Consider the following 19,725-nt stretch of genomic DNA (forward strand, 5'->3'; position numbering starts at 1 on the left):
AAATTGTATATTGAATAGCAAGTAATGCTAATGAAGTATTGCTTGCTATTTTTATATAAAGAAGTATGAACTTACTTAAAAATCATAGATGCATATTGTATTCATACTGCAAATTACTGTTAAACATAATGGATGAGTATACTAATCTTCTATAAATTCAAGAAATCAATTTATTGATAGCTATTGATTAAGTGAAAAATATTGTAAATAAAACTATGTAGTCTGCAACATAAAATCAATAACACTTATATATTTTGTAGTATAGAAATTTAGTATTTTAGAATATATTTACAGTCTATAGGGATCACTAATTCATGTGTCTGTTTTAGCATTAGATGTTTAAAATGTGGTTATACATAACTATCTAATGCTTTTTGATCACTAATATTTTGCTATATCTAAAATACTATTCATTATGTTTTTTTGAGTCTTGATCGTCAGTGGTATCTTTGTTGTAGTTATTGTCATCATCTTTGTAGTCTATGTTATCATCATATTCTTCTTCATCTTCATAATCTATAATATTATCTTCTTCCTCTTCCTCATCGTCTAGATTATTGCTATTGTCATCTTCTTCTGGATTATCTTCTTCATACTCCTCATTACTATTGTTATTATCATCATAATCTATATCATCATATTCTTCATCATCATAATCTTCTTCTTCATCCATATATTCATCTAAGTCTTCAAAATTAAAATCATCATCATCATCGTCATAATCTTCTTCTATGCTGCTGTACATTGCACCATCTTCCATATTGTTTTCAGTATTGTCAGATGTATTTTTAGGAAGATCGCTTTCAATACTTGGCATAGGTTCTTCGTTTTCTTTTGTTGCTGTTTTTGTTTTGTTGGGATCATAAGGCTCTTGAGTTGGAACAAAGGTACTCTTTAATAGTTTTTTTGTAAAATTTTTGTCTTCATAGTATTTTATTTTCTTTGATTTTATAGGATAAGTAGATTCTATTAAAAGTATTTGCTCATCTCTGGGTAACATTATTACTTCTTGAGGTAATAGTAAAGCTCTTTGTGTTTCTGATATATGTAATGAACGTGATGCAGGGTTCAAATCTAAAAATTTAGGTCTGTTTAAAGACTCTTGGTTAACAGTTTTATTTCCTATTAACTGTGATATTAAATTTGCAGTTTCTATATTATTTGCAGCAAAAGTTATTCTATAAGTAGAGTTTGATAAGAATGAGTTCATTCCTGCTTCTTCATATATACCCTTAAGCTGTTCAGTATCTTGAATAATCAAAAATAGTCTAACTCTATATCCACGGAAATATGCGATACCTGTTTGAAATTGCTCCATTTTTCCTAATGTTGGAAACTCATCCATTAAGAACAGTACACCATATGGTTCATCATCTGATGGTAAAGTTCTACATAAAAATTCTGTAGCTTGTTGATAAAATACCTGCATTAAAGGTCTAAGACGAGTTAAATTATCTGGTGTTAATCCAACATATACTGTTACTTTTTTCCTTTTAAATTCTTGAATATTAAAATCACTTGATGCTGTTGCTGTATCTATTAATGGGTTTGCCCATAATTCTAAAGATGAGTTCATAGTTGATACAACACCTGAGCGTTCTTTGTCTGCTTTTTGTAAAAATGCAGCTATATTCATGTATGCAACTGGGTGAATCTTTTTCCCTATTGTGTCTAGTACTACTGCTAAGTTGTAGACTACGTCATCGCTGCGCATTGTTCTTACAACTTCTCCAAAGGATTTTACTTTTTCTGGTACTGCTAGTAAGTATAATACTACTCCTACAAATAAACTACGTGCTTCGTTATACCAAAAATCTTGTTCAGGCATTATTAGATTGGCAATTTTTTGTACATCATCTACCATTTGTCCAGGCTTAGAGCTTATCCAATCTAATGGGTTGTAACAGTGACTTATACCGTCAGGTTGTGCTGGGTTCCACACGAAAACTTCTTGTCCCCTTTTTTTTCTCCACCCACTTGTAAGATCATAGTTCTCTAATTTTATATCGTGTACTACTACAGAATCTTCCCAGAATAATAAGTTTGGTATTACAAAACCTACACCTTTTCCGGATCCAGTTGGTGCAAATAACAATGCATGTTGATATCCATCTGCAATGAGATATCCTCTCTTGTCTTTCCCTAATAATATTCCTTTTCTACTACGTAATCCTATTTTGCGAATATCTTTTTCTGTTGCCCATCTTGAATCTCCATGCAGTGATTCTTTCTTCTTAAATGGCCTCCAATCGAATAATATATTTCTAAGGTTCCATAATACTATGCTTAGAATACCTACTGGTGTACATAATGACGTTATTAGCTTAAGTAATAAAACTGCATCGTATGCAGAAGGGTTCTTCCACCAATGTTGTACATAGTCAAAAATAGTTGGCCAAATTCTGTCTGGAAAATCACTCAAACTGGGATTTATAGCATTAAAATCTAGGTAATTTGGTCCCCAGACCATTAAGATGAATAATACACCTGATAAATAAAAGCAAAATTCCAGTCCAAAAAATGCGCCTAAAACAAGGAATAAAATATTGCGTATGTGATTTGCACTTATACTATCCATAAAAACAACAATTTAATTATAAAGAATCTAAGTATCATTTAACTATTTTTCTGTAAAGATTTAGTGAATAGTATTTCTGACACATATCTTACACCACCTGATGCTCTTTTTAATTGTATTACAATGTCTACTATATTAGTAATATAATTTATGATTTGATCTGGCGGTATACCAAGTCCTGCTTGCATAACCATTAATTTTAATTGTTCCAATGCCATCATCGGTGTGTCTGCATGTAAAGTAGATATAGATCCAGGATGACCTGTATTGATTGCTCTTAAAAAGCTAAATGCTTCAGCTCCACGTAATTCTCCTACTATTATTCTATCTGGACGTAATCTCAAACATGCTTCTATTAAGTCTTGAGTGGTAACTTTAGCTCTACCTTGTCCTCCTTTTGATGAAATTAGATGTACTCTGTTTGGATGGTTACTTAGTACAATTTCTCTTGCATCTTCTACTGTAATTAGCCTTTCATCTTTGGGTATACTTCGTAGTGCTGCGTTAGTGAAAGTTGTTTTTCCTGTTGATGTACCACCGCTTATTATTATGTTTTTTTTGTTTATTACTGCACATTCTAGAAATTGTTTAATTTTTTTTTGTTTTAATAATTCATTTAATTCATTATCTATGGAGTTTTCTTTGGTTTCTGTAATAGCCTGATCAAATGCTCCCATTTTTTCATAGTCATCCAATGAAAGCTGCATAGCTGATGGCTTTCTGATTGACATAGCTACTGCAGTTGCTTCACAAGCTGGTGGGAAGACAATTTGTATACGATAACCATTAGGTAAAGTTGCAGATAGTAATGGATTTTCTTCACTTATCTTCTGTTCTGTAGCTTGTGCTATTAACCTTCCTAGTGCTTTTAAGTGTGACAAATTAAGAATTGGAATGGATTCACATCGTATGTTCCCTCTATTTTCTACCCATACTTCACATGCTTGATTTATAGATACTTCGTTTACTCCATCTTCGTTAAAAATAGACTGCAATGGTTCAAGATACGTATCTAAAGCTGCATAACTTGTTGTCATATAAACAAACCTTATATTAATTTACAATATTTATTCCGCGTACTGCTGCTTTTGGAAATACAATATCTTTATTAACAAATACTTTTAGCAAAGTACCTTGATCTACATATATTGTAGGGTTGTTATCTGAGTATCTCTTTATTATGTCTTTTATAGAATTTGAAAAATCATCTACTGCTTGAGATAGAATTTTTACAGGTAATGTAGTTTTTGTTTTGTCTTTATCCTTGTTCTTGTCCTTATCCTTATCTTTATCTTCATCCTTAGTATCTTTGTCTTTGCTTTCTATAATAGGATGATCATTTATTTCAGGGATTTTTGATGTAGCATAGGCTGTTGCTATAGATACACCAGCTAGTAATATTGTGGAAGTTAATATATTTCCTATTTTTGTGTTGACTACACCTGAAGCACCTTGTCTACCTAACTCATCAGTTCCATTGCCATCAAGTGAGATATCGATACCGTGAGGTAAAATAACTCTATTCCAAGATATCTGCACTCTTGTTTTGCCTGGACCTGCATTAAAAGAATAATTTCCTATTAATCTAGATCCTTTTGGAATCATTACTATATTGCTTGCTTCAGCGTAAACGTCACGTGCTACTATTCCTCTTAATGTACCTTGTAAGTCTGAATTGATAGCAGTTTCTAGTACTACATCAATTATTTTTCCTTGTAGAATTGTTAATTCCAAATTGTTTACTTTTGTTGCTACAACATTTGGAGAGGATGTTGGTTGTAAAGAAATAATAGAATTATTATTATTATTTATTACGTTTGAAATAGTTGATTCTTCTCCTTCAGCTCTAACTTCTTGTCCACCTGAAATTGCTAACATTGATGTAGCTCTTCTTTCTTTATCATAACCTGTTGTTGTAGGTGCAATAGGTGCAGCAATTTCTATTGTGTTTTGAGCAGGTAAAGGTATTTTTGGTAAAACGTCAGTTTCAGGTTTAGGCTGCGGTTGTACAGGCGGTTGCTTTTGCTTGACCTCTGGTATTTTTGGTATTTCTAGTACTTTAGGTTTTTCAACTGTTGGAATTGATGGTAAAGATGGTGATACTAGAGGTGGTAATTCTGGTAATTGTGGTGGAATATTGATAGCTGGAGATACCTCTTGTGCAGGTTGAGTAGATTCTTTTAACAATTTTTCTATATCTACTTCTTCTGTTGATTGAGGTTTATTTAGATCATTTTCTGAATTTTTACCTATGAAGAAGTAGTAATAGGCAAAACCTAACCCAGCAAGAATTATTCCTATTATGATGAATTTTTTTCCTTTATTTACTCCAACAACATTTACACTCTCTTCAATCTCTGTGTATTGGTTATTTTGATTTTCTTCTGACATAGTGTACCGTGATAAGTTTTGTTATAGTTTTTTGTTAGTTATTTTCACAGATTCATTCTTATACTCTAGATATAAGTTTTTATGTACACCCTTTATTATTACATAATTATTTAGTAATAACATTTTACAAGGTACTTTTTCACCCAAGTTGTTATATATAAATACTTGGGGTATAATTTGATTATTGTTTGCAAACTTAAAATATGTAAGTTTGCCATCATCAAATAACTCCACAGGTAATTTTTTTTGATCTTCTAGCTTTGTATTTACAAGGTAGTTGTCGCTTGTAATGTTAGGTTTTATTACTATGTGATTTTTTATCTTGTGTGAATTACTAAAAATAGAAATATCTGGAAGGTTTATTTTATTTAAATCAAAATCTTCTTCAGTTTTTGGATAATAAAACCGTACTATGTATGCTAGATCTCTTAGGTCAGAGTACTCTGCTTCAACATCTTTTTTATCATTGTTGGATTCACCTGCGCTACGGCATATCAGGTCAAAAGCATAACTCCTACCCTTGCTTGTTTCTATTAACATATTTGTTTTTCCGTTTTTTTCTAATGGAATTATGAAGAGCTTGTTATCTACTGGCTTTACTTTCCAACTTACGGTATCACCTATTGCTAACATTTTTATAGTTTCACCCTTTGAAAATTCAATATATGAGTGATATCCATAATTAAACACTACATTATATATTTCGTTATTACTGTATACAAAAGTTTTAATTCTACTATCTATTGTAACAGGGTTATCAGCTATGCTTATGGAGTGTGCATTGCCATGAAACATAATCATTATTAAAACTATTAATAATGTAGTGTAAATTTTATAGAAATTCATCATCTGCCCTATAGTAAGTTATTTGAAATCCTAAAGGATTAATTTGTCTTTCTTGTTCATTCATTTCAAGAGTTACGTATTGAAATGATAATGTAGCTATTCTGTCTCTTTTTATTGTACCATTTGGATGGTTGAATTCTAAAGAAAATCTTATTTGCACATTTCCTGGACGCAAGTGCTGTAAAGATCTAATTTTTAGATATCCTGATGTTACATTTGCATATAAGTTCAAAGGACTTGCAGGATTGCTTAACCTTATCCAGTTACGAAATTCACTATATGTTGTTTGGTTGGAAAATAGACGAACTTTTGTATAGTAATTATATTGGAAATTATTAGGGTCAAAAAGTTCTCTAGATCTTACATATTCTATTATGAAGTAATTATTCAAAACTTCATCTGCTGAATATTGTTTAACTGATACAGGATTTACTAATGTTGTAATTCCTGATTTCTTTTCTATTTCTACTACAAATGGCTCAATAGTCCTGCTTTTGCTTATATTAGAGATGACAAAAACACTAATTCCTACTGCACTTAGTGCCAGCACTGTGAAAAACAGTAGCATGTTCCTTTGTATGACAACTGAATTATACCGACTGACATGCCAACTATATGTTGTTTCTAAATTTGCCTTTAATGGTTTTTTATTATCACTTGTGTTGTTCTTTTTTTTAAATTTATTAAACATACGTATCATCAACCTTATAGTTTTAAGCTATGTTAACAAAAATTTTTGTTAATTAGATGGTCAACAGAGAGTGTATAATTTATTTATTTACATCAGATTAACATTAGTATGTAAAAATAGCATAAAAAGCACTTCCAGCTAACATGACCTAATCTTTTAGCTTTGGTATTGATATAATTAATATTATGTTGGTTTGTGTCAACAAAAATAGGTAATATTTTTGTAACTTGTATGTTATTTTTTTGAATTTCTGAAATTTTGTTTGGATTATTTGTTAATAGCTGTAGTCTTGAGATTCCTAATTTCTGCAGTATTTTTATAGCTGGTGTGAATACCCTTTCATCATCTTCAAATCCAAAAAACCTGTTAGCATCTACAGTATCAAAGTTATGTTTGGTTTGTAATTGATATGTTCTTATTTTATTAGCTAATCCTATACCACGGCCATCTTGAGCTAAATATAGAATTATTCCACCTTTATTTTCTGTCATTAGTTTTATAGCTGTATGCAATTGACAACGGCAATCGCATGATAAACTGTTAAGTAGATCACCAGTATAACATGATGAGTGGATTCTAACTATAGGGTTACTGTAGTCTGGATTTCCTATAATAATTGCATAGTGATCAAGTTCTCCAGTGTATGACCTGTAAACTTTTATTTTAGCATTCGGACAATCTTTTAAAAATAATGGAGAACTACATACTTCTTGAATTTCATATTCTTCATTGTAGTTATCTATTATTTCTTGTTTGACTGGTGTTATATTATTTTGAGAGCACCATTGTAGTATGTTAGCACTATTGATATCAATAACAATTGCTGAAGGTAATAACTTTGTTAATTTTATTATGGAAATAGCAGTTTTATCTAGGGAATTTGTGCTGACAATTATGTCGTCAGCAGTAAGTGAACTTTTTTTATGGAATTCTTGGTCTATTAGTAAAGAAGATATGTATTCTAAATCATGGTGTGTCTTAATTTTAATTCTAGAAAGACGATTTCCTGGTGATTGAAATATAAAGTTTAATCTGTTTCCAGTGACTAATATATTAATATCTTGAAATTTTTTTTTCAGAGCACTTAATAATTCATTGTTTGCTAGCTCGCTAGGAAAAATTAGTAAACTGTCGTTATTGTTATATAGTAGTATTGGGATGCCGCATCTAAGTTCGGCAATAGACTTTTCTGTAATATATTTGTTGGAACGAAAGCTGTTAAATAAATTTTCCATATTGTGCTCAAATATTACATGGTGCGGTTGAGAAGACTTGAACTTCCAAGGTCTTTATCAAACCACAGCGACCTCAACGCTGCGTGTCTACCGAATTCCACCACAACCGCGTCTTATAAAACCTTAATCCTAAATAAATTCATTGTATATGTCAATGTTGCTTGTTAACTATTAAATTAATAACTTTCTTTGATTTTAAAAGAAATACTATACTTAATTGTAGTTGGAATTAAGTTTATTGTAAAATAATTTATTGCGATATAAGTTTACTATTGTTTTATAAGTAAAGTACTGTGATTTTTAATTTGAAGTGTTTAGTAAAGTTATATATTTTAAACAGTAAGTTTGCAATTTTTAGTAATTATTAACATTTATTGTACGAAACTATAGTTTTATATATTAACATGGCGTGAAAATTTTGCTTCTGTAAAATCACTAGAGTATAATGTTACTAAATTTTAAGTATCAATTTTTTTGGATTGAGCTACGAGAAGTACTCCTTCAACTTGTGATCCGTATATTTTACAATAACTGGAGTAACTGCATTCTAGTCCTGATTCTTCTATACATAATTTTATGTATTCATCTGAATGACAGAAAAAATCTCCTTCATTAATGAATTGAAAACCTGAACCTTGTTTTCTTCTTGTAAGCCCAATGATAATACCATTTGTATCTAACATTGTTTTCAAAAGTTTAAAGATTGGATTTAAGCTACCAATATACTGTAGTACTTCAGTTAAAATGATAACATCATATTTCTTTTTGTCTTGATTTTTCTTAAGGAAATCAGCAATGCTTATATGTATTAACTCATTGTAAGCCTGTTTTCCATTTACAAAACAACCTCTTGCTATGTTTATCATTTTATTTGATAGGTCAATGCCTGTTATATAATTGCCTATGCTTTTCATTTTTAAAAATTGGCCACATATACCTGTGCCACATCCGAGATCTAAGATATTTAAATATGGAGATTTATCACCAAAGAAGTTTATTATTAAGGATTTTACATACTCATGAGCTTTATATTGTTTTGCTATGAGCCAGTGTTCTACAAAATGTTCACTAGTGTAATCAAAGTATTGCTTTATGATATTTTCAGGTACATATACAATACTTGTTGGGTTTGTTATTTTGTTTAAGTAATATAGAGCTTCTGCATAATTATTATCTAGTTCTATTGCACGCGTAAGGTTTTGTTTTGCTTTATTTATGTTTTGTAAAGCAAAATAACACCTTCCAAGGTTATAATATGCTATTGGTAATTTAGGCTTAAAAATACTGATAAGACGGAATCTAAATTTTGCGTCTGATATGTTTCCTTTATAAAAGTGATATAAACCAAGGTCAATATTAGTTTCAAGTAGGTTTTTTAATTTTTTTTGTAATAAGATAGTTTCTTTTTTCATACAAATGATTTTGTTATTTATGAGTTGAAGAAGATCTTGCAGCTTTGGTATTGCTTTATTAATACTTGATATTAAAGACGATACATTACATTTTGTTATGAAGAAATTACTTTTCATACTCCACTCGTCAAATTTTGATTTGATACTAATATAGCATAAATATGTTATAATGAATAAACATAAACATATTGTTAAATTGGTAAGATAAAGTTTTCATATAGCTTTCTGTGATGCTCTATTGATTTAATTATTATGTTAGTTTTTTTTGCGAAATCTTTATATATTTGTTTATCTTCTGATTTATTTTTATGAGAAATACATTTCAAAAATTTTAAATGGATATTTGATATTACAAAGTGTATTACACTTACATCTATAAATCTAGAGATTATATCATTAAGAGCATTAAAGTTTTTTCCTGTGATTTTTGACAGTAGGAAAAGCATTAACTTAATATTAAAATGTATAAGTATCATTATATATATTACACAGCACAATACTGTGCTTAAGCAACCAATCATTACTGCATGTTCATAATTTGATTCTTCAGTCCCATCTAATAAAGGAAGGCCACATGTGAAAAGCACTTTCATTTTGTGGTAAAATGCCACCATAGGTGCAAAACAGAGAACTAACATTCCATTTATAGTTGTTTCTTTTAGTTTCATAAAAACCTGTTCATTGTTAAATAGCATTATAACATAACTATGAATTGTATAAAAGTTTATTGATCTAAGAAATTGATACAGTGTTTTATTAATTACAGTAGATGCCATGAAATGTATATGATACCATCCCTTCCATTAAAATAGTGTTATCATTCTGGTATGATATTAATAAGTTACCACCTTGTAAACATATTGTTGCTGTTGTATCAGTGTACTGACGTCTTACTGCTGCAACTAATGCTGCACATGCGCCACTACCGCATGAAGCTGTTTCTCCAGTTCCACGTTCCCATACTCTCAGTTTGATTTTGTTTCTAGATAAGATTTCTGCAATACTAATGTTTGCTCTTTTAGGAAAAAGATTGTGATTTTCTAGTTTTGGTCCTAATTTATCTAGTGGGATTGTTTCTATTGAATTTACAAAAAATATTGCATGTGGATTTCCTACATTTATTCCTACAGGATCGCTGAGCATTTCTAATGTTATTGGTAGGTGCAATGTATCACATTCTTGAGATATAGGTATATCTGTCCAATGAAATTTTGCTATTCCCATGTTAACTTGTACAGTATTTTCTGAGATCCTTAAGCATGATAATATGCGATCAGCTAGTTCAATTGTTACATTGTTTTTTTGTTTTTCATTACTTAATAGGTATGCAACACACCTTGCAGCGTTACCGCACATTTCAACTTTACTTCCATCTGCGTTATATATATGCATGAAACAATCAGCTTTTTCAGATTTTGTTATGACAATAATTTGATCACAGCCAATTCCTGTTTTCCTGTTAGCAATTGCTTTATAATCAATGTTATTGTAGAACTTACTTCGGCAATCTATTATGACAAAATCATTAAGAGTGCCATGCATTTTTATAAAGTCTATCATATTTAATAAAAGAAAATGGTAACTTTGTTATTGTGATCTATTTTAACAAGTTTTTAAATACCTAATTTTGTCAAAAATTTTATTATGTTTTTGTGAGAATATTAGTGAGCATTGATTATATGAAATGTGTATGTAATTAAAAATAGCACTTGATAATCTATAATAGCATCAATTGAATATTATATAGTAATGTCTGGTAAAATGCTGTTTATCTTATTAATTGAAATTCATGTAGTGTATAAATGCTTGGCTATATGCTTATAGAACTTTTTAGTAACTGTACTGCTTCTTTATGTTCTGCAATAAAGCTTTCCTCGATGCTTCTTGGAAGTTTTATGTTGAAATGAGAGTTAAAAAATTGTGATATATCTTGTAATCTTGCAATATTGTTCTTTTTTTTACTAATAAATTTATGAGAAGAAATGCCTTTTAATATTTCAATACTGAGAAGTTTATTTAATAACACTGATTCCATTGTTGTGTTTATTCTTAATAGAATATTACTAATAACATTGTCTGTTGGTAACGATATGTTGTGATTCTTATTGTGTATTGTTATTATATATAAGCATGATATTTGTAATAGATGTGTTTGTTTGTATTTTTGATTTTTTACTATTTCCCATGTTATCTTATGAGATTTTGTTTCGTTTCTATTGTTTACAAATGGAACATCTGACATTTCTTTTCCTTAAAGAATCAATGACGATATTATAGGTGTTGATAGTTAAATAATGTATAATAATGACATTTATTTTTGTATTGATAGGAAGAAGTGATATGTATCTTCTGTAGATCTAAATAATAATGTTATATGTTCTGTTGTTTTTTCTAAATATTGCAGCTGACTAATTTGGGCTTTGTTTTTCATGTTAAATAATTGTATGATTGTTGTCTAATGTTGAGATTTTAATACTTAGTCGAAGTTTTGTGTGTGGATAGTTACTAACAATTGAAATTGTAATGAAGAACTAGTGTTTTTACACCTGAGAGCATACTTGATTAGTAACAAATATGGTGTTGTGTGCTGAATTTAATAAGAAGTATGTAATTTAAATATTGTATGTTTGTTAAGTATTTTATTACATTATTGGGATAGAAGGTGTATCAGAATATTAAAATACATTTCTAATGCTTATGATATGTGGATTGTATGTGTTAGTTTTTAATGTTTAAACAGCATTAAAATGTTAATATTTATCCTAATAAATTAATAAATATAAAGGTATTAATATTTTTTAATTTTTTGCTATTTATGATATAATGTCTGGACTATAGCTGTTTACATGCAAATTTTGTTAAGTGATGTAGTAGTAAAGTTGTATATTACTGTGAGAATAAATTTGATTTTGTGCTAAAAAACACTTAATAAATTTTTTATAGTTTATAAAGATATTTAACTATTTTAGTGATTTATTAAATTGTTAAACAAGGTAACTTATATGTTAAGGTCTCATGATTTTACTTTTTGTAATATGAAAAAAATACAAGATTTCAGTTGTAGTGGTAAGACAGTGTTACTGCGTGCAGACTTAAATGTACCAATGGATAATGGTGTAGTGTTGGATGATACTAGGATTGTTAGATTGACTACAACTATTAAGTACTTACTGAGTAATGATGCAAAGATTGTAATAATGTCGCACTATGGCCGCCCTAAGTCTTATGATAAAGAATTTTCTTTGAAGTTTTTGATTGAGTACCTAAATAAGATATTTACAACAAATGTAATATTTATAGATGGTGTAATTGGGGATTATGTAGAACAAACTATACAATCTGCTTCATTAGGTTCAATATTATTACTAGAAAATTTGAGATTTTATGCAGAAGAAGAAACAAATGATTTAGCGTTTGCTAAACAGCTTGCTTTATTGGCTGATATATATGTTAATGATGCTTTTTCTTGTTTACACCGTAAACATGCATCTATAGATGCGATTACTAGATTAATTCCTTCTTTTATTGGCTTTAATTTTCAGGAAGAAATGAAATATTTGAATTGTGTTGTTTCTAATAGTGAAAAACCAGTTGCAGTTATAGTTGGTGGCTCAAAAATATCAACAAAAATTCACATGTTGAAAAATCTGACTAAAAAGGTGGATTTTTTAATAGTAGGTGGAGCTATTGCAAATAACTTTTTACTATCGCAAGGTCTGAAAATAGGAAGATCATTATATGAAGAATTAGAAAAAGATCTTGTAAAAGAAATAATGGATCTTGCTAAAAGACATGAGTGTAAAATTATTGTTCCAGTTGATTATGTAGTGGCTAAGAATTCTATTTATGGGAAAAGTTCAATAAAAGATAATGATACTATAGAATCTGATGATGTAATATTAGATATAGGACCTCAAACGATTAATATAGTTACTGCAACAGTAAATAAGTGTAGAACGATTTTATGGAATGGTCCATGTGGTATGTTTGAAAAGGAGCAGTTTTCAAAAGGAACATTTAGTGTTGCAAACTTATTAGCAAAATTAACTAAGGCAGGTAAACTTAAAAGTATTGTTGGTGGTGGTGATAGTATATGTGCAATCAAGTTATCTGGTCTTTCAAATGATGACTTTACTTATATTTCAACAGGTGGAGGTGCTTTACTGCACTTTCTTAGTATTGCGTAGTCAGATGTTTAATTATAGGAATGGGGTCTAAGAAAAGTCTAATGATGATTTAATATTAACTGTACTATTGTAAATTAACAAAAAAATTGCTGTAAATGAGATAACTTGTTTAATGAAATTAAATTGGTCTTTCAAATGATGACTTTACTTGTGTTTCAATAATAAAAAGTTCTTAAGTAAATTTTCTAAGTATTGGGTAGAAGAACTTTTATTCAATCTAGTGACTATATTTAAAGTATGGGAGTAAAATTCAAACATATAGAATTTGATTATAGATGTGAAAGATGTAGTATAAGTAAAAAAATGGACTTAACATTACTCACTATTGATAAAATGCACAAAAAAATTGCTGTAAATGAGATAACTTGTTTAATGAAATTAAATTGGTCTTTCAAATGATGACTTTACTTGTGTTTCAATAATAAAAAGTTCTTAAGTAAATTTTCTAAGTATTGGGTAGCAGAACTTTTATTCAATCTAGTGACTATATTTAATAGTATGGGAGTAAAATTCAAACATATGGAATTTAATTATAGATGTGAAAGATGTAGTATAAGTAAAAAAATGGACTTAACATTACTCACTATTGATAAAATGCACAAAAAATATTGCTGTAAGTGAGGTAACGTGTTTAAGAAATTAATTGGTCTTTCAAATGATGACTTTACTTGTGTTTCAATAATAAAAAGTTCTTAAGTAAATTTTCTAAGTGTCGGGTAGCAGAACTTTTATTCAATCTAGTGACTATATTTAAAGTATGGGAGTAAAATTCAAACATATGGAATTTAATTATAGATGTGAAAGATGTAGTATAAGTAAAAAAATGGACTTAACATTACTCACTATTGATAAAATGCACAAAAAATATTGCTGTAAGTAAGATGACGTGTTTAAGAAATTAATTGGTCTTTCAAATGATGACTTTACTGATACCTCAGTTATAAAATGTTGGGTTGATAATTGATTTTAGAATATGCTTAGCCAGATCTAATATTCCCAGTTTCTATAATTAGTCATGAAACTGCTCTTTAATTGATTATGTAGAAAATATACTTGTACATACCCATACAGCAATATTAGAAGTTATTTTACCAACAAAAAAACTAACTAATAAAACAACATGAACAGTGAATTCAATTATAAATAGTATAACTTATTTTTTCTTGGTTATTCTTATAATGTTACAGGGACATTTGTATAAATTAGTTTATAGTGTGTTAGATAGTGTCATTTTGTGCGGTGTTAATATATGAAAATTAATTAGATTACTATTTTATTATAGCTTCTACTATGCCGTCTTTTAGTTCAATTGAAATGATATCATTTGATTGTAGCTTTTTTATGCTATTGATGTGGTTATTATTTGTGTCATATATTACAGCATATCCTGCTTCTAATATCTTTTCTTTATTAAATTGATTGATTTTATAATATAACTCATTTAAGGATTGCTTTTTGTTTAATAACATTATTTTTAATAGTACTTCTATTTGACTTTTATGTTCAAGTAACTGAAGTTTTAATACTTTTATTTTATGTTTAGTTTTCATTAAATTGTTATGTAAGTAAAACAATCTGTCTTTTTTTATGTTTATTTTATAATGTAAAATTGTTTTTATTTTGTTGAATCTACTATTTATGAGTTCTACTAGTTGGGTTTTTGTTGGTAAAACAATTTCTACTGCAGCTGTAGGGGTAGGTGCACGTATATCTGCTGCATAATCAATTAAAGTAAAATCAGTTTCATGGCCAATTGCAGAAACTATGGGGATGCTAGATCCAGCTACTGCCCTTACAATTGCCTCGTCATTAAAAATCCATAGATCTTCTATGCTTCCTCCTCCTCTAGCAATTATTATTACATCTGGTCTATTTATATCAGAATTATTTAATTTTGATATTGCGTTTATGATTTGATTGATAGCTTCATTACCTTGTACAGACACTGGAGATATTACTATATGGCTTGGGAAACGACTTTTTACTCTGTTTAGTATATCGTTGATCACTGCTCCAGTAGTAGATGTGATGACACCTATGATCTTAGGTAACAGAGGTAAGTGTTTTTTATTTGATTGATTAAAAAGACCTTCTTTTTCTAACTTTGCTTTTCTTTGTTCAAGCATTATTTTTAAGTTACCTATCCCAGCTAGTAGCATGCTTTCTGTTATTAGTTGGTATTTTGATTGATAAGTTGTTAAGAAGCCAAAACATATTACTTCTAACCCATTTTTCAGATCAAATTCTATTTTAGTGTTATTCCAACATACTGCGTTAAGCACAGCATCATCGTCTTTTAGTGTAAAATATGTATGTCCAGATTTTGGTTGTGATAAATTACTGATTTCTCCTCTCACTTTTATATGTGTGAATGTTTCGTGTACGAAATTTTGAAAAATTTTTGTGAGTTCACTGACGGTAAATTCTGGTATCATAAAAAGGCAATTTCAAATAGATTCCCTATTTTTATTTGTATACTGTCTGTATCTTTTGGTGCATGTATTATATGTTCAAATTTGTAATCTTGCTTGCTAGGAATAATGTCTGTTTTATGTTGGTTTAATTTCTTTGAAGCCACTGCTTTTTTTTGTTTATTATAAAGCACAAGTTGTATACCAGGTATGAACCTTTCCTGATCCGATTGATTCTTAATGATACCTTCAATTTTTATTGCGATATTATATTCATCTTTTTTGAGGATTTTGATCTTGGAGTCTGCTAATTGTATATTTGTCGTGTCATACATTTCTATTATGCGATAGATCTTTCTAAACTTGTATGGGATGTTATTTTGAAGCATAACGGAAAGTGAAAATATTAGTAGTATTGTTGTACATACCGACAGTGTTTTTTTTAGAAAAGAATGTCTTGTTGATGAATGATGCTGTGTAGGATTTTTGCTAGCCTGTAGGTTAGGGTTGACTACAGATTCTTTATTTGTATAGTTTTTTTCAGGATAGTCTTCAGCTTTATCTTCAGATGGTATATGTGTCCATGTGTTATTACAGTGTGTACATCTAACTTTTTTACCTTCAGTAGGAAATTTACTGCTGTCTACTCTATAAACTGCCTTACAATTTTTGCATTCTATCCGCATTAAACACAGGTTTATTGATTATGTATTATAAACATAATATAGTCTATTATTACAAATATGTCTACAGTGTATGTGATGTACATAATCTAATAATTTTAGTAAATCAAGGTATTGTATATGTTAGTACTTATGGCTGGATAAAACACTTGTATTTTAGCATATGTCATGTTACGATGAGCAACTTTAATAAATACGTAATTGGTTATGAGTATGATAGATGTTTGTGATTTTAAAGAAGTTATAGAAGATGCATGGAGCAATTTAGCTAATCTTTCTAGTAACACATCAATTAAGAAAGTTGTTGATGATGTTATGGATCTTTTAGATCAAGGCAGAATTCGTGTATGTGAAAAAGTTGGGGACCAATGGGTAGTAAATGAATGGGCTAAAAAAGCTATATTGTTGTGTTTCCGTGTGTATGATATGAATCTTGCAGAAATTAATACATCAAATTCAATGCTTGGTAATTTATGTTGGTTTGATAAAGTGCAATTGAAATTTGGTAAGTGGAGTGCTGATGATTTCAGACGAGCAAAAATTAGAGCTGTACCTGGATCAATGGTGCGTAAATCTGCTTATATTGCACCTAATGTAGTATTAATGCCAAGTTTTGTTAATGTTGGCGCATACGTAGGTGAAGGAACTATGATTGATACTTGGGCATCTGTTGGAAGTTGTGCTCAAATTGGTAAACATTGTCATATTTCTGGTGGTGCTGGAATAGGTGGAGTGTTAGAGCCGTTAAGTTCTAGACCTGTTGTTATAGAAGATAATTGTTTTATTGGTGCTCGTAGTGAAATTGTTGAAGGTGTAATAGTTGGTGAAGGTTCAGTAATTTCTATGGGTGTTTATATTGGAGCTTCTACTAGAATTGTTGACAGAGAGTCTGGTGAAATATCTTATGGAAGAATCCCTCCATATTCTGTGGTAGTACCTGGTTCTTATGGTAGTGGTAATTTATCGTTATACTGTGCTGTAATTGTTAAAAAGGTTGATGATAACACTAGAAGTAAAGTGTCTATCAATGAGCTTTTAAGGGACGACTCTTAAAATCTGAAATTTTTTAGGCTTGCAATTTAAGTAGTAATACGCATATAAAGTGTGTTTGTGTTGTATTTTACTATAATTTGAAAATGCAAATCAGTTAGTCACTAGTAGGTTTCTTAAAGGAAAATCAATTTTTAGTACCACTTTGCTATATACTTAGTGTATAAATTTTTATACTACAGGAGATGCTCATGTTGTTTGTATAGATATACTTGTATGCTTAATAATATGATGAATTTTATCCTAATGGTGATAAAATTCTGAAGTGGGTTCTGTTGTTTAAATGATAATGAGTACTATTTTTGCTTTATGTACTCCGTGGGGGAAATCTGGAGTAGCTGTTATTAGGGTCTCTGGTAAAGATGCTGCAAAAGCATTTTTGCATTTTGGTATTAGTAGTAGTATTAAACCGAGGACTGCGACATTTGCTCATTTATATAATAGTAAAGGTGAAATAATAGATGAAGTTATAATTGTCTATTTTGTTGCTCCTAGTAGCTTTACTGGAGAAGATGTTGTTGAATTTCATACTCATGGTAGTTTAGCTGTTATAAAAATGATATTAGCTGAACTTGGTAAAATCTTTGTACCTGCTGGACCTGGTGAATTTTCTTTGCGTGCTTTCTTAAATAATAAGGTTGATTTGACTAGAGCTGAAGCAATAGTTGACCTTATAAATTCTGAAACAGAAATGCAAGCTAAACAGGCTATAAGACAAATGTCAGGGGCTTTAGAGAAATTGTATCAAAGTTGGAGGCAGCAGTTAATTGATATATTATCTAATATAGAAGCCTATATTGATTTTCCAGAAGAAGTCAATAGTGCAGCACTTGCTAATATTGGTTATTTGTTAAATAATTTGCAGGAATCTTTGGAGTGTCATCTTAATGATGATCGGAAAGGTGAAAGATTACGTCAGGGTATTTATATTGCAATTGTTGGTGAGCCTAATTCTGGTAAGTCTACTTTATTTAATCATTTAGCAAAAAGAGATATTGCTATTGTTTCTGAATATGCTGGTACTACTAGAGACACTTTGGAAGCACATATAGATGTAGCTGGATATCCAATTGTCATAATTGATACTGCTGGTATTAGAGATAGTGCTGATCTGATAGAACAAGAAGGAATTAGACGTGCGAAATTAAAAGCTGAAAATGCTGATTTTAAGATAGTTATGCTACCTTACGAAAAACGGAATGTTTTTAACAATGAGATTATGAACTTAATAGATGAGAAGTCTATATGTGTTTTGAGTAAGGCAGATAATATTACAGAGCATGAATTAATATCTATCTTTAATTTTAGTTTTGTACCAATTTCTGTATGTTGTAATCGTGGAATAGAAATTCTACTAAATTTAATCAAGCAGAGAGTAGAAAAGGATTTTCAATTTTGTAGTACTCATCCTTTTATTACTTCTGAAAGACAAAGATTGCATATTCAAAATACTTTAAATATAGTGAAAAATATGGATTTGGAATTACCTATGGAAATAGTTGCAGAAGATTTAAGATTATCTGTAAGAGAGTTAGGAAAAGTAGTTGGTGTAATTAGTGATGAGGATATATTGGATAATGTTTTTGGTAAATTTTGTATAGGTAAATAATAACTCTATTTTGTTTTAATATGTATCAATGTTTTCGGAATGTTGTAGTTTTTTAATCTGTTGTGGTAAACTGCTTTCAGTATGGCTAACTTCCTGCTATTGCGTTAAAATCACTCTTTGGAAATCCTGATTTTTTTTTCATATGGGTGTAGAGTTTAGGTAATGTGTTAGTAAATTTTGTATAGATAAATAATATTTTTGCCTATTTTATTTGATTGTGTATCAATGTTTTCGGAATGTTGTAGTTTTTTAATCTGTTGTGATAAACTGCTTTCAGTATGGCTAACTTCCTGCTATTGCGTTAAAATCACTCTTTGGAAATCCTGATTTTTTTTCCATATGGATGTGGAGTTTAGGTAATGTGTTAGTAAATTTTGTATAGATAAATAATATTTTTGCCTATTTTATTTGATTGTGTATCAATGTTTTCGGAATGTTGTAGTTTTTTAATCTGTTGTGGTAAACTGCTTTCAGTATAGCTAACTTCCTGCTATTGCGTTAAAATCACTCTTTGGAAATCCTGATTTTTTTTTTTTTTTTTTTTCATATGGGTGTAGAGTTTAGGTAATGTGTTAGTAAATTTTGTATAGATAAATAATATTTTTGCCTATTTTATTTGATTGTGTATCAAT

At 29.5% G+C, this 19,725-nt stretch carries 15 protein-coding genes and 1 tRNA gene; 3 read left to right on the forward strand and 13 right to left on the reverse strand.

Annotation, left to right across the window (positions count from 1 at the left end; all coding sequences use genetic code 11):
• Window positions 1-406: 406 nt before the first annotated feature.
• The 11 genes from ECAJ_RS00100 to ECAJ_RS00150 all read right to left on the reverse strand — a co-directional run bounded on the left by ECAJ_RS00100 (window position 407) and on the right by ECAJ_RS00150 (window position 11,395).
• Window positions 407-2,578, reverse strand: a complete 2,172-nt coding sequence (locus ECAJ_RS00100) for a type IV secretory system conjugative DNA transfer family protein (protein ID WP_011304147.1) — start codon at window positions 2,576-2,578, stop codon at window positions 407-409.
• A gap of 38 nt (window positions 2,579-2,616) precedes the next feature.
• Entirely contained in the window at window positions 2,617-3,615 is a 999-nt protein-coding gene (gene virB11 / locus ECAJ_RS00105; protein WP_011304148.1) for a P-type DNA transfer ATPase VirB11, read from the reverse strand.
• A gap of 16 nt (window positions 3,616-3,631) precedes the next feature.
• Window positions 3,632-4,969 carry a TrbI/VirB10 family protein gene (locus ECAJ_RS00110; RefSeq protein WP_011304149.1) on the reverse strand — a complete coding sequence of 446 codons (1,338 nt, stop codon included), beginning with the start codon at window positions 4,967-4,969 and terminating at the stop codon, window positions 3,632-3,634.
• 21 nt (window positions 4,970-4,990) lie between these two features.
• Window positions 4,991-5,815: a P-type conjugative transfer protein VirB9 gene (virB9, locus tag ECAJ_RS00115; RefSeq protein ID WP_011304150.1), complete on the reverse strand. Its 825-nt coding sequence runs from the start codon at window positions 5,813-5,815 to the stop codon at window positions 4,991-4,993.
• Entirely contained in the window at window positions 5,802-6,506 is a 705-nt protein-coding gene (locus tag ECAJ_RS00120; protein WP_011304151.1) for a virB8 family protein, read from the reverse strand. The genes virB9 and ECAJ_RS00120 overlap by 14 nt, the downstream gene beginning before the upstream one ends.
• Window positions 6,507-6,598: 92 nt before the next feature.
• Window positions 6,599-7,741 carry a GTP cyclohydrolase II gene (locus tag ECAJ_RS00125; RefSeq protein ID WP_011304152.1) on the reverse strand — a complete coding sequence of 381 codons (1,143 nt, stop codon included), beginning with the start codon at window positions 7,739-7,741 and terminating at the stop codon, window positions 6,599-6,601.
• Between the two features lie 19 nt (window positions 7,742-7,760).
• Window positions 7,761-7,851: transfer RNA gene (locus tag ECAJ_RS00130), tRNA-Leu, on the reverse strand.
• Between the two features lie 348 nt (window positions 7,852-8,199).
• Window positions 8,200-9,270 carry a methyltransferase domain-containing protein gene (locus tag ECAJ_RS00135; protein WP_011304153.1) on the reverse strand — a complete coding sequence of 357 codons (1,071 nt, stop codon included), beginning with the start codon at window positions 9,268-9,270 and terminating at the stop codon, window positions 8,200-8,202.
• Window positions 9,271-9,344: 74 nt separating this feature from the next.
• Window positions 9,345-9,848, reverse strand: coding sequence for a hypothetical protein (locus ECAJ_RS00140; protein WP_231243045.1), 504 nt, complete (start codon window positions 9,846-9,848; stop codon window positions 9,345-9,347).
• Between the two features lie 61 nt (window positions 9,849-9,909).
• Complete coding sequence (gene dapF / locus ECAJ_RS00145) at window positions 9,910-10,713, reverse strand: diaminopimelate epimerase (protein ID WP_011304155.1); 804 nt, start codon at window positions 10,711-10,713, stop codon at window positions 9,910-9,912.
• A gap of 250 nt (window positions 10,714-10,963) precedes the next feature.
• Entirely contained in the window at window positions 10,964-11,395 is a 432-nt protein-coding gene (locus ECAJ_RS00150) for a hypothetical protein (RefSeq protein WP_011304156.1), read from the reverse strand.
• A gap of 760 nt (window positions 11,396-12,155) precedes the next feature.
• On the opposite strand from ECAJ_RS00150, the gene ECAJ_RS00155 reads away from it, so the two are divergent.
• Window positions 12,156-13,340 (forward strand): phosphoglycerate kinase, encoded by a 1,185-nt coding sequence (locus ECAJ_RS00155; protein ID WP_011304157.1) that lies wholly within the window; start codon window positions 12,156-12,158, stop codon window positions 13,338-13,340.
• 1,268 nt (window positions 13,341-14,608) lie between these two features.
• Here ECAJ_RS00155 and xseA read toward each other — a convergent pair.
• Together xseA and ECAJ_RS00165 are read right to left on the reverse strand one after the other, a co-directional pair.
• Window positions 14,609-15,775, reverse strand: coding sequence for an exodeoxyribonuclease VII large subunit (gene xseA / locus ECAJ_RS00160; RefSeq protein ID WP_011304158.1), 1,167 nt, complete (start codon window positions 15,773-15,775; stop codon window positions 14,609-14,611).
• Window positions 15,772-16,437 carry an MJ0042-type zinc finger domain-containing protein gene (locus ECAJ_RS00165; RefSeq protein WP_011304159.1) on the reverse strand — a complete coding sequence of 222 codons (666 nt, stop codon included), beginning with the start codon at window positions 16,435-16,437 and terminating at the stop codon, window positions 15,772-15,774. Before ECAJ_RS00165 ends, xseA begins: the two co-directional genes overlap by 4 nt.
• Before the next feature lie 210 nt (window positions 16,438-16,647).
• Between ECAJ_RS00165 and dapD the strand changes: the two genes are divergently transcribed.
• Both dapD and mnmE read left to right on the forward strand, forming a co-directional pair.
• Window positions 16,648-17,487, forward strand: coding sequence for a 2,3,4,5-tetrahydropyridine-2,6-dicarboxylate N-succinyltransferase (dapD, locus tag ECAJ_RS00170; RefSeq protein WP_011304160.1), 840 nt, complete (start codon window positions 16,648-16,650; stop codon window positions 17,485-17,487).
• 286 nt (window positions 17,488-17,773) lie between these two features.
• Window positions 17,774-19,093 carry a tRNA uridine-5-carboxymethylaminomethyl(34) synthesis GTPase MnmE gene (gene mnmE / locus ECAJ_RS00175; RefSeq protein ID WP_044262094.1) on the forward strand — a complete coding sequence of 440 codons (1,320 nt, stop codon included), beginning with the start codon at window positions 17,774-17,776 and terminating at the stop codon, window positions 19,091-19,093.
• The last annotated feature ends 632 nt before the right edge of the window (window positions 19,094-19,725 follow it).

It is taken from the genome of Ehrlichia canis str. Jake (assembly GCF_000012565.1).
In the GTDB taxonomy this organism is placed as follows: Bacteria; Pseudomonadota; Alphaproteobacteria; order Rickettsiales; family Anaplasmataceae; genus Ehrlichia; species Ehrlichia canis.

Excerpts from the sequence above, each read along its gene's own strand:
- xseA (WP_011304158.1), bottom strand. The coding sequence starts at position 15,775 with ATGATACCAGAATTTACCGTCAGTGAACTCACAAAAATTTTTCAAAAT.
- ECAJ_RS00140 (WP_231243045.1), bottom strand. The coding sequence starts at position 9,848 with ATGCTATTTAACAATGAACAGGTTTTTATGAAACTAAAAGAAACAACT.
- ECAJ_RS00110 (WP_011304149.1), bottom strand. The coding sequence starts at position 4,969 with ATGTCAGAAGAAAATCAAAATAACCAATACACAGAGATTGAAGAGAGT.
- virB9 (WP_011304150.1), bottom strand. The coding sequence starts at position 5,815 with ATGAATTTCTATAAAATTTACACTACATTATTAATAGTTTTAATAATG.
- ECAJ_RS00155 (WP_011304157.1), top strand. The coding sequence starts at position 12,156 with ATGTTAAGGTCTCATGATTTTACTTTTTGTAATATGAAAAAAATACAA.
- dapD (WP_011304160.1), top strand. The coding sequence starts at position 16,648 with ATGATAGATGTTTGTGATTTTAAAGAAGTTATAGAAGATGCATGGAGC.
- ECAJ_RS00125 (WP_011304152.1), bottom strand. The coding sequence starts at position 7,741 with ATGGAAAATTTATTTAACAGCTTTCGTTCCAACAAATATATTACAGAA.
- ECAJ_RS00150 (WP_011304156.1), bottom strand. The coding sequence starts at position 11,395 with ATGTCAGATGTTCCATTTGTAAACAATAGAAACGAAACAAAATCTCAT.
- ECAJ_RS00135 (WP_011304153.1), bottom strand. The coding sequence starts at position 9,270 with ATGAAAAGTAATTTCTTCATAACAAAATGTAATGTATCGTCTTTAATA.
- ECAJ_RS00165 (WP_011304159.1), bottom strand. The coding sequence starts at position 16,437 with ATGCGGATAGAATGCAAAAATTGTAAGGCAGTTTATAGAGTAGACAGC.
- ECAJ_RS00100 (WP_011304147.1), bottom strand. The coding sequence starts at position 2,578 with ATGGATAGTATAAGTGCAAATCACATACGCAATATTTTATTCCTTGTT.
- virB11 (WP_011304148.1), bottom strand. The coding sequence starts at position 3,615 with ATGACAACAAGTTATGCAGCTTTAGATACGTATCTTGAACCATTGCAG.
- dapF (WP_011304155.1), bottom strand. The coding sequence starts at position 10,713 with ATGATAGACTTTATAAAAATGCATGGCACTCTTAATGATTTTGTCATA.
- mnmE (WP_044262094.1), top strand. The coding sequence starts at position 17,774 with ATGAGTACTATTTTTGCTTTATGTACTCCGTGGGGGAAATCTGGAGTA.
- ECAJ_RS00120 (WP_011304151.1), bottom strand. The coding sequence starts at position 6,506 with ATGTTTAATAAATTTAAAAAAAAGAACAACACAAGTGATAATAAAAAA.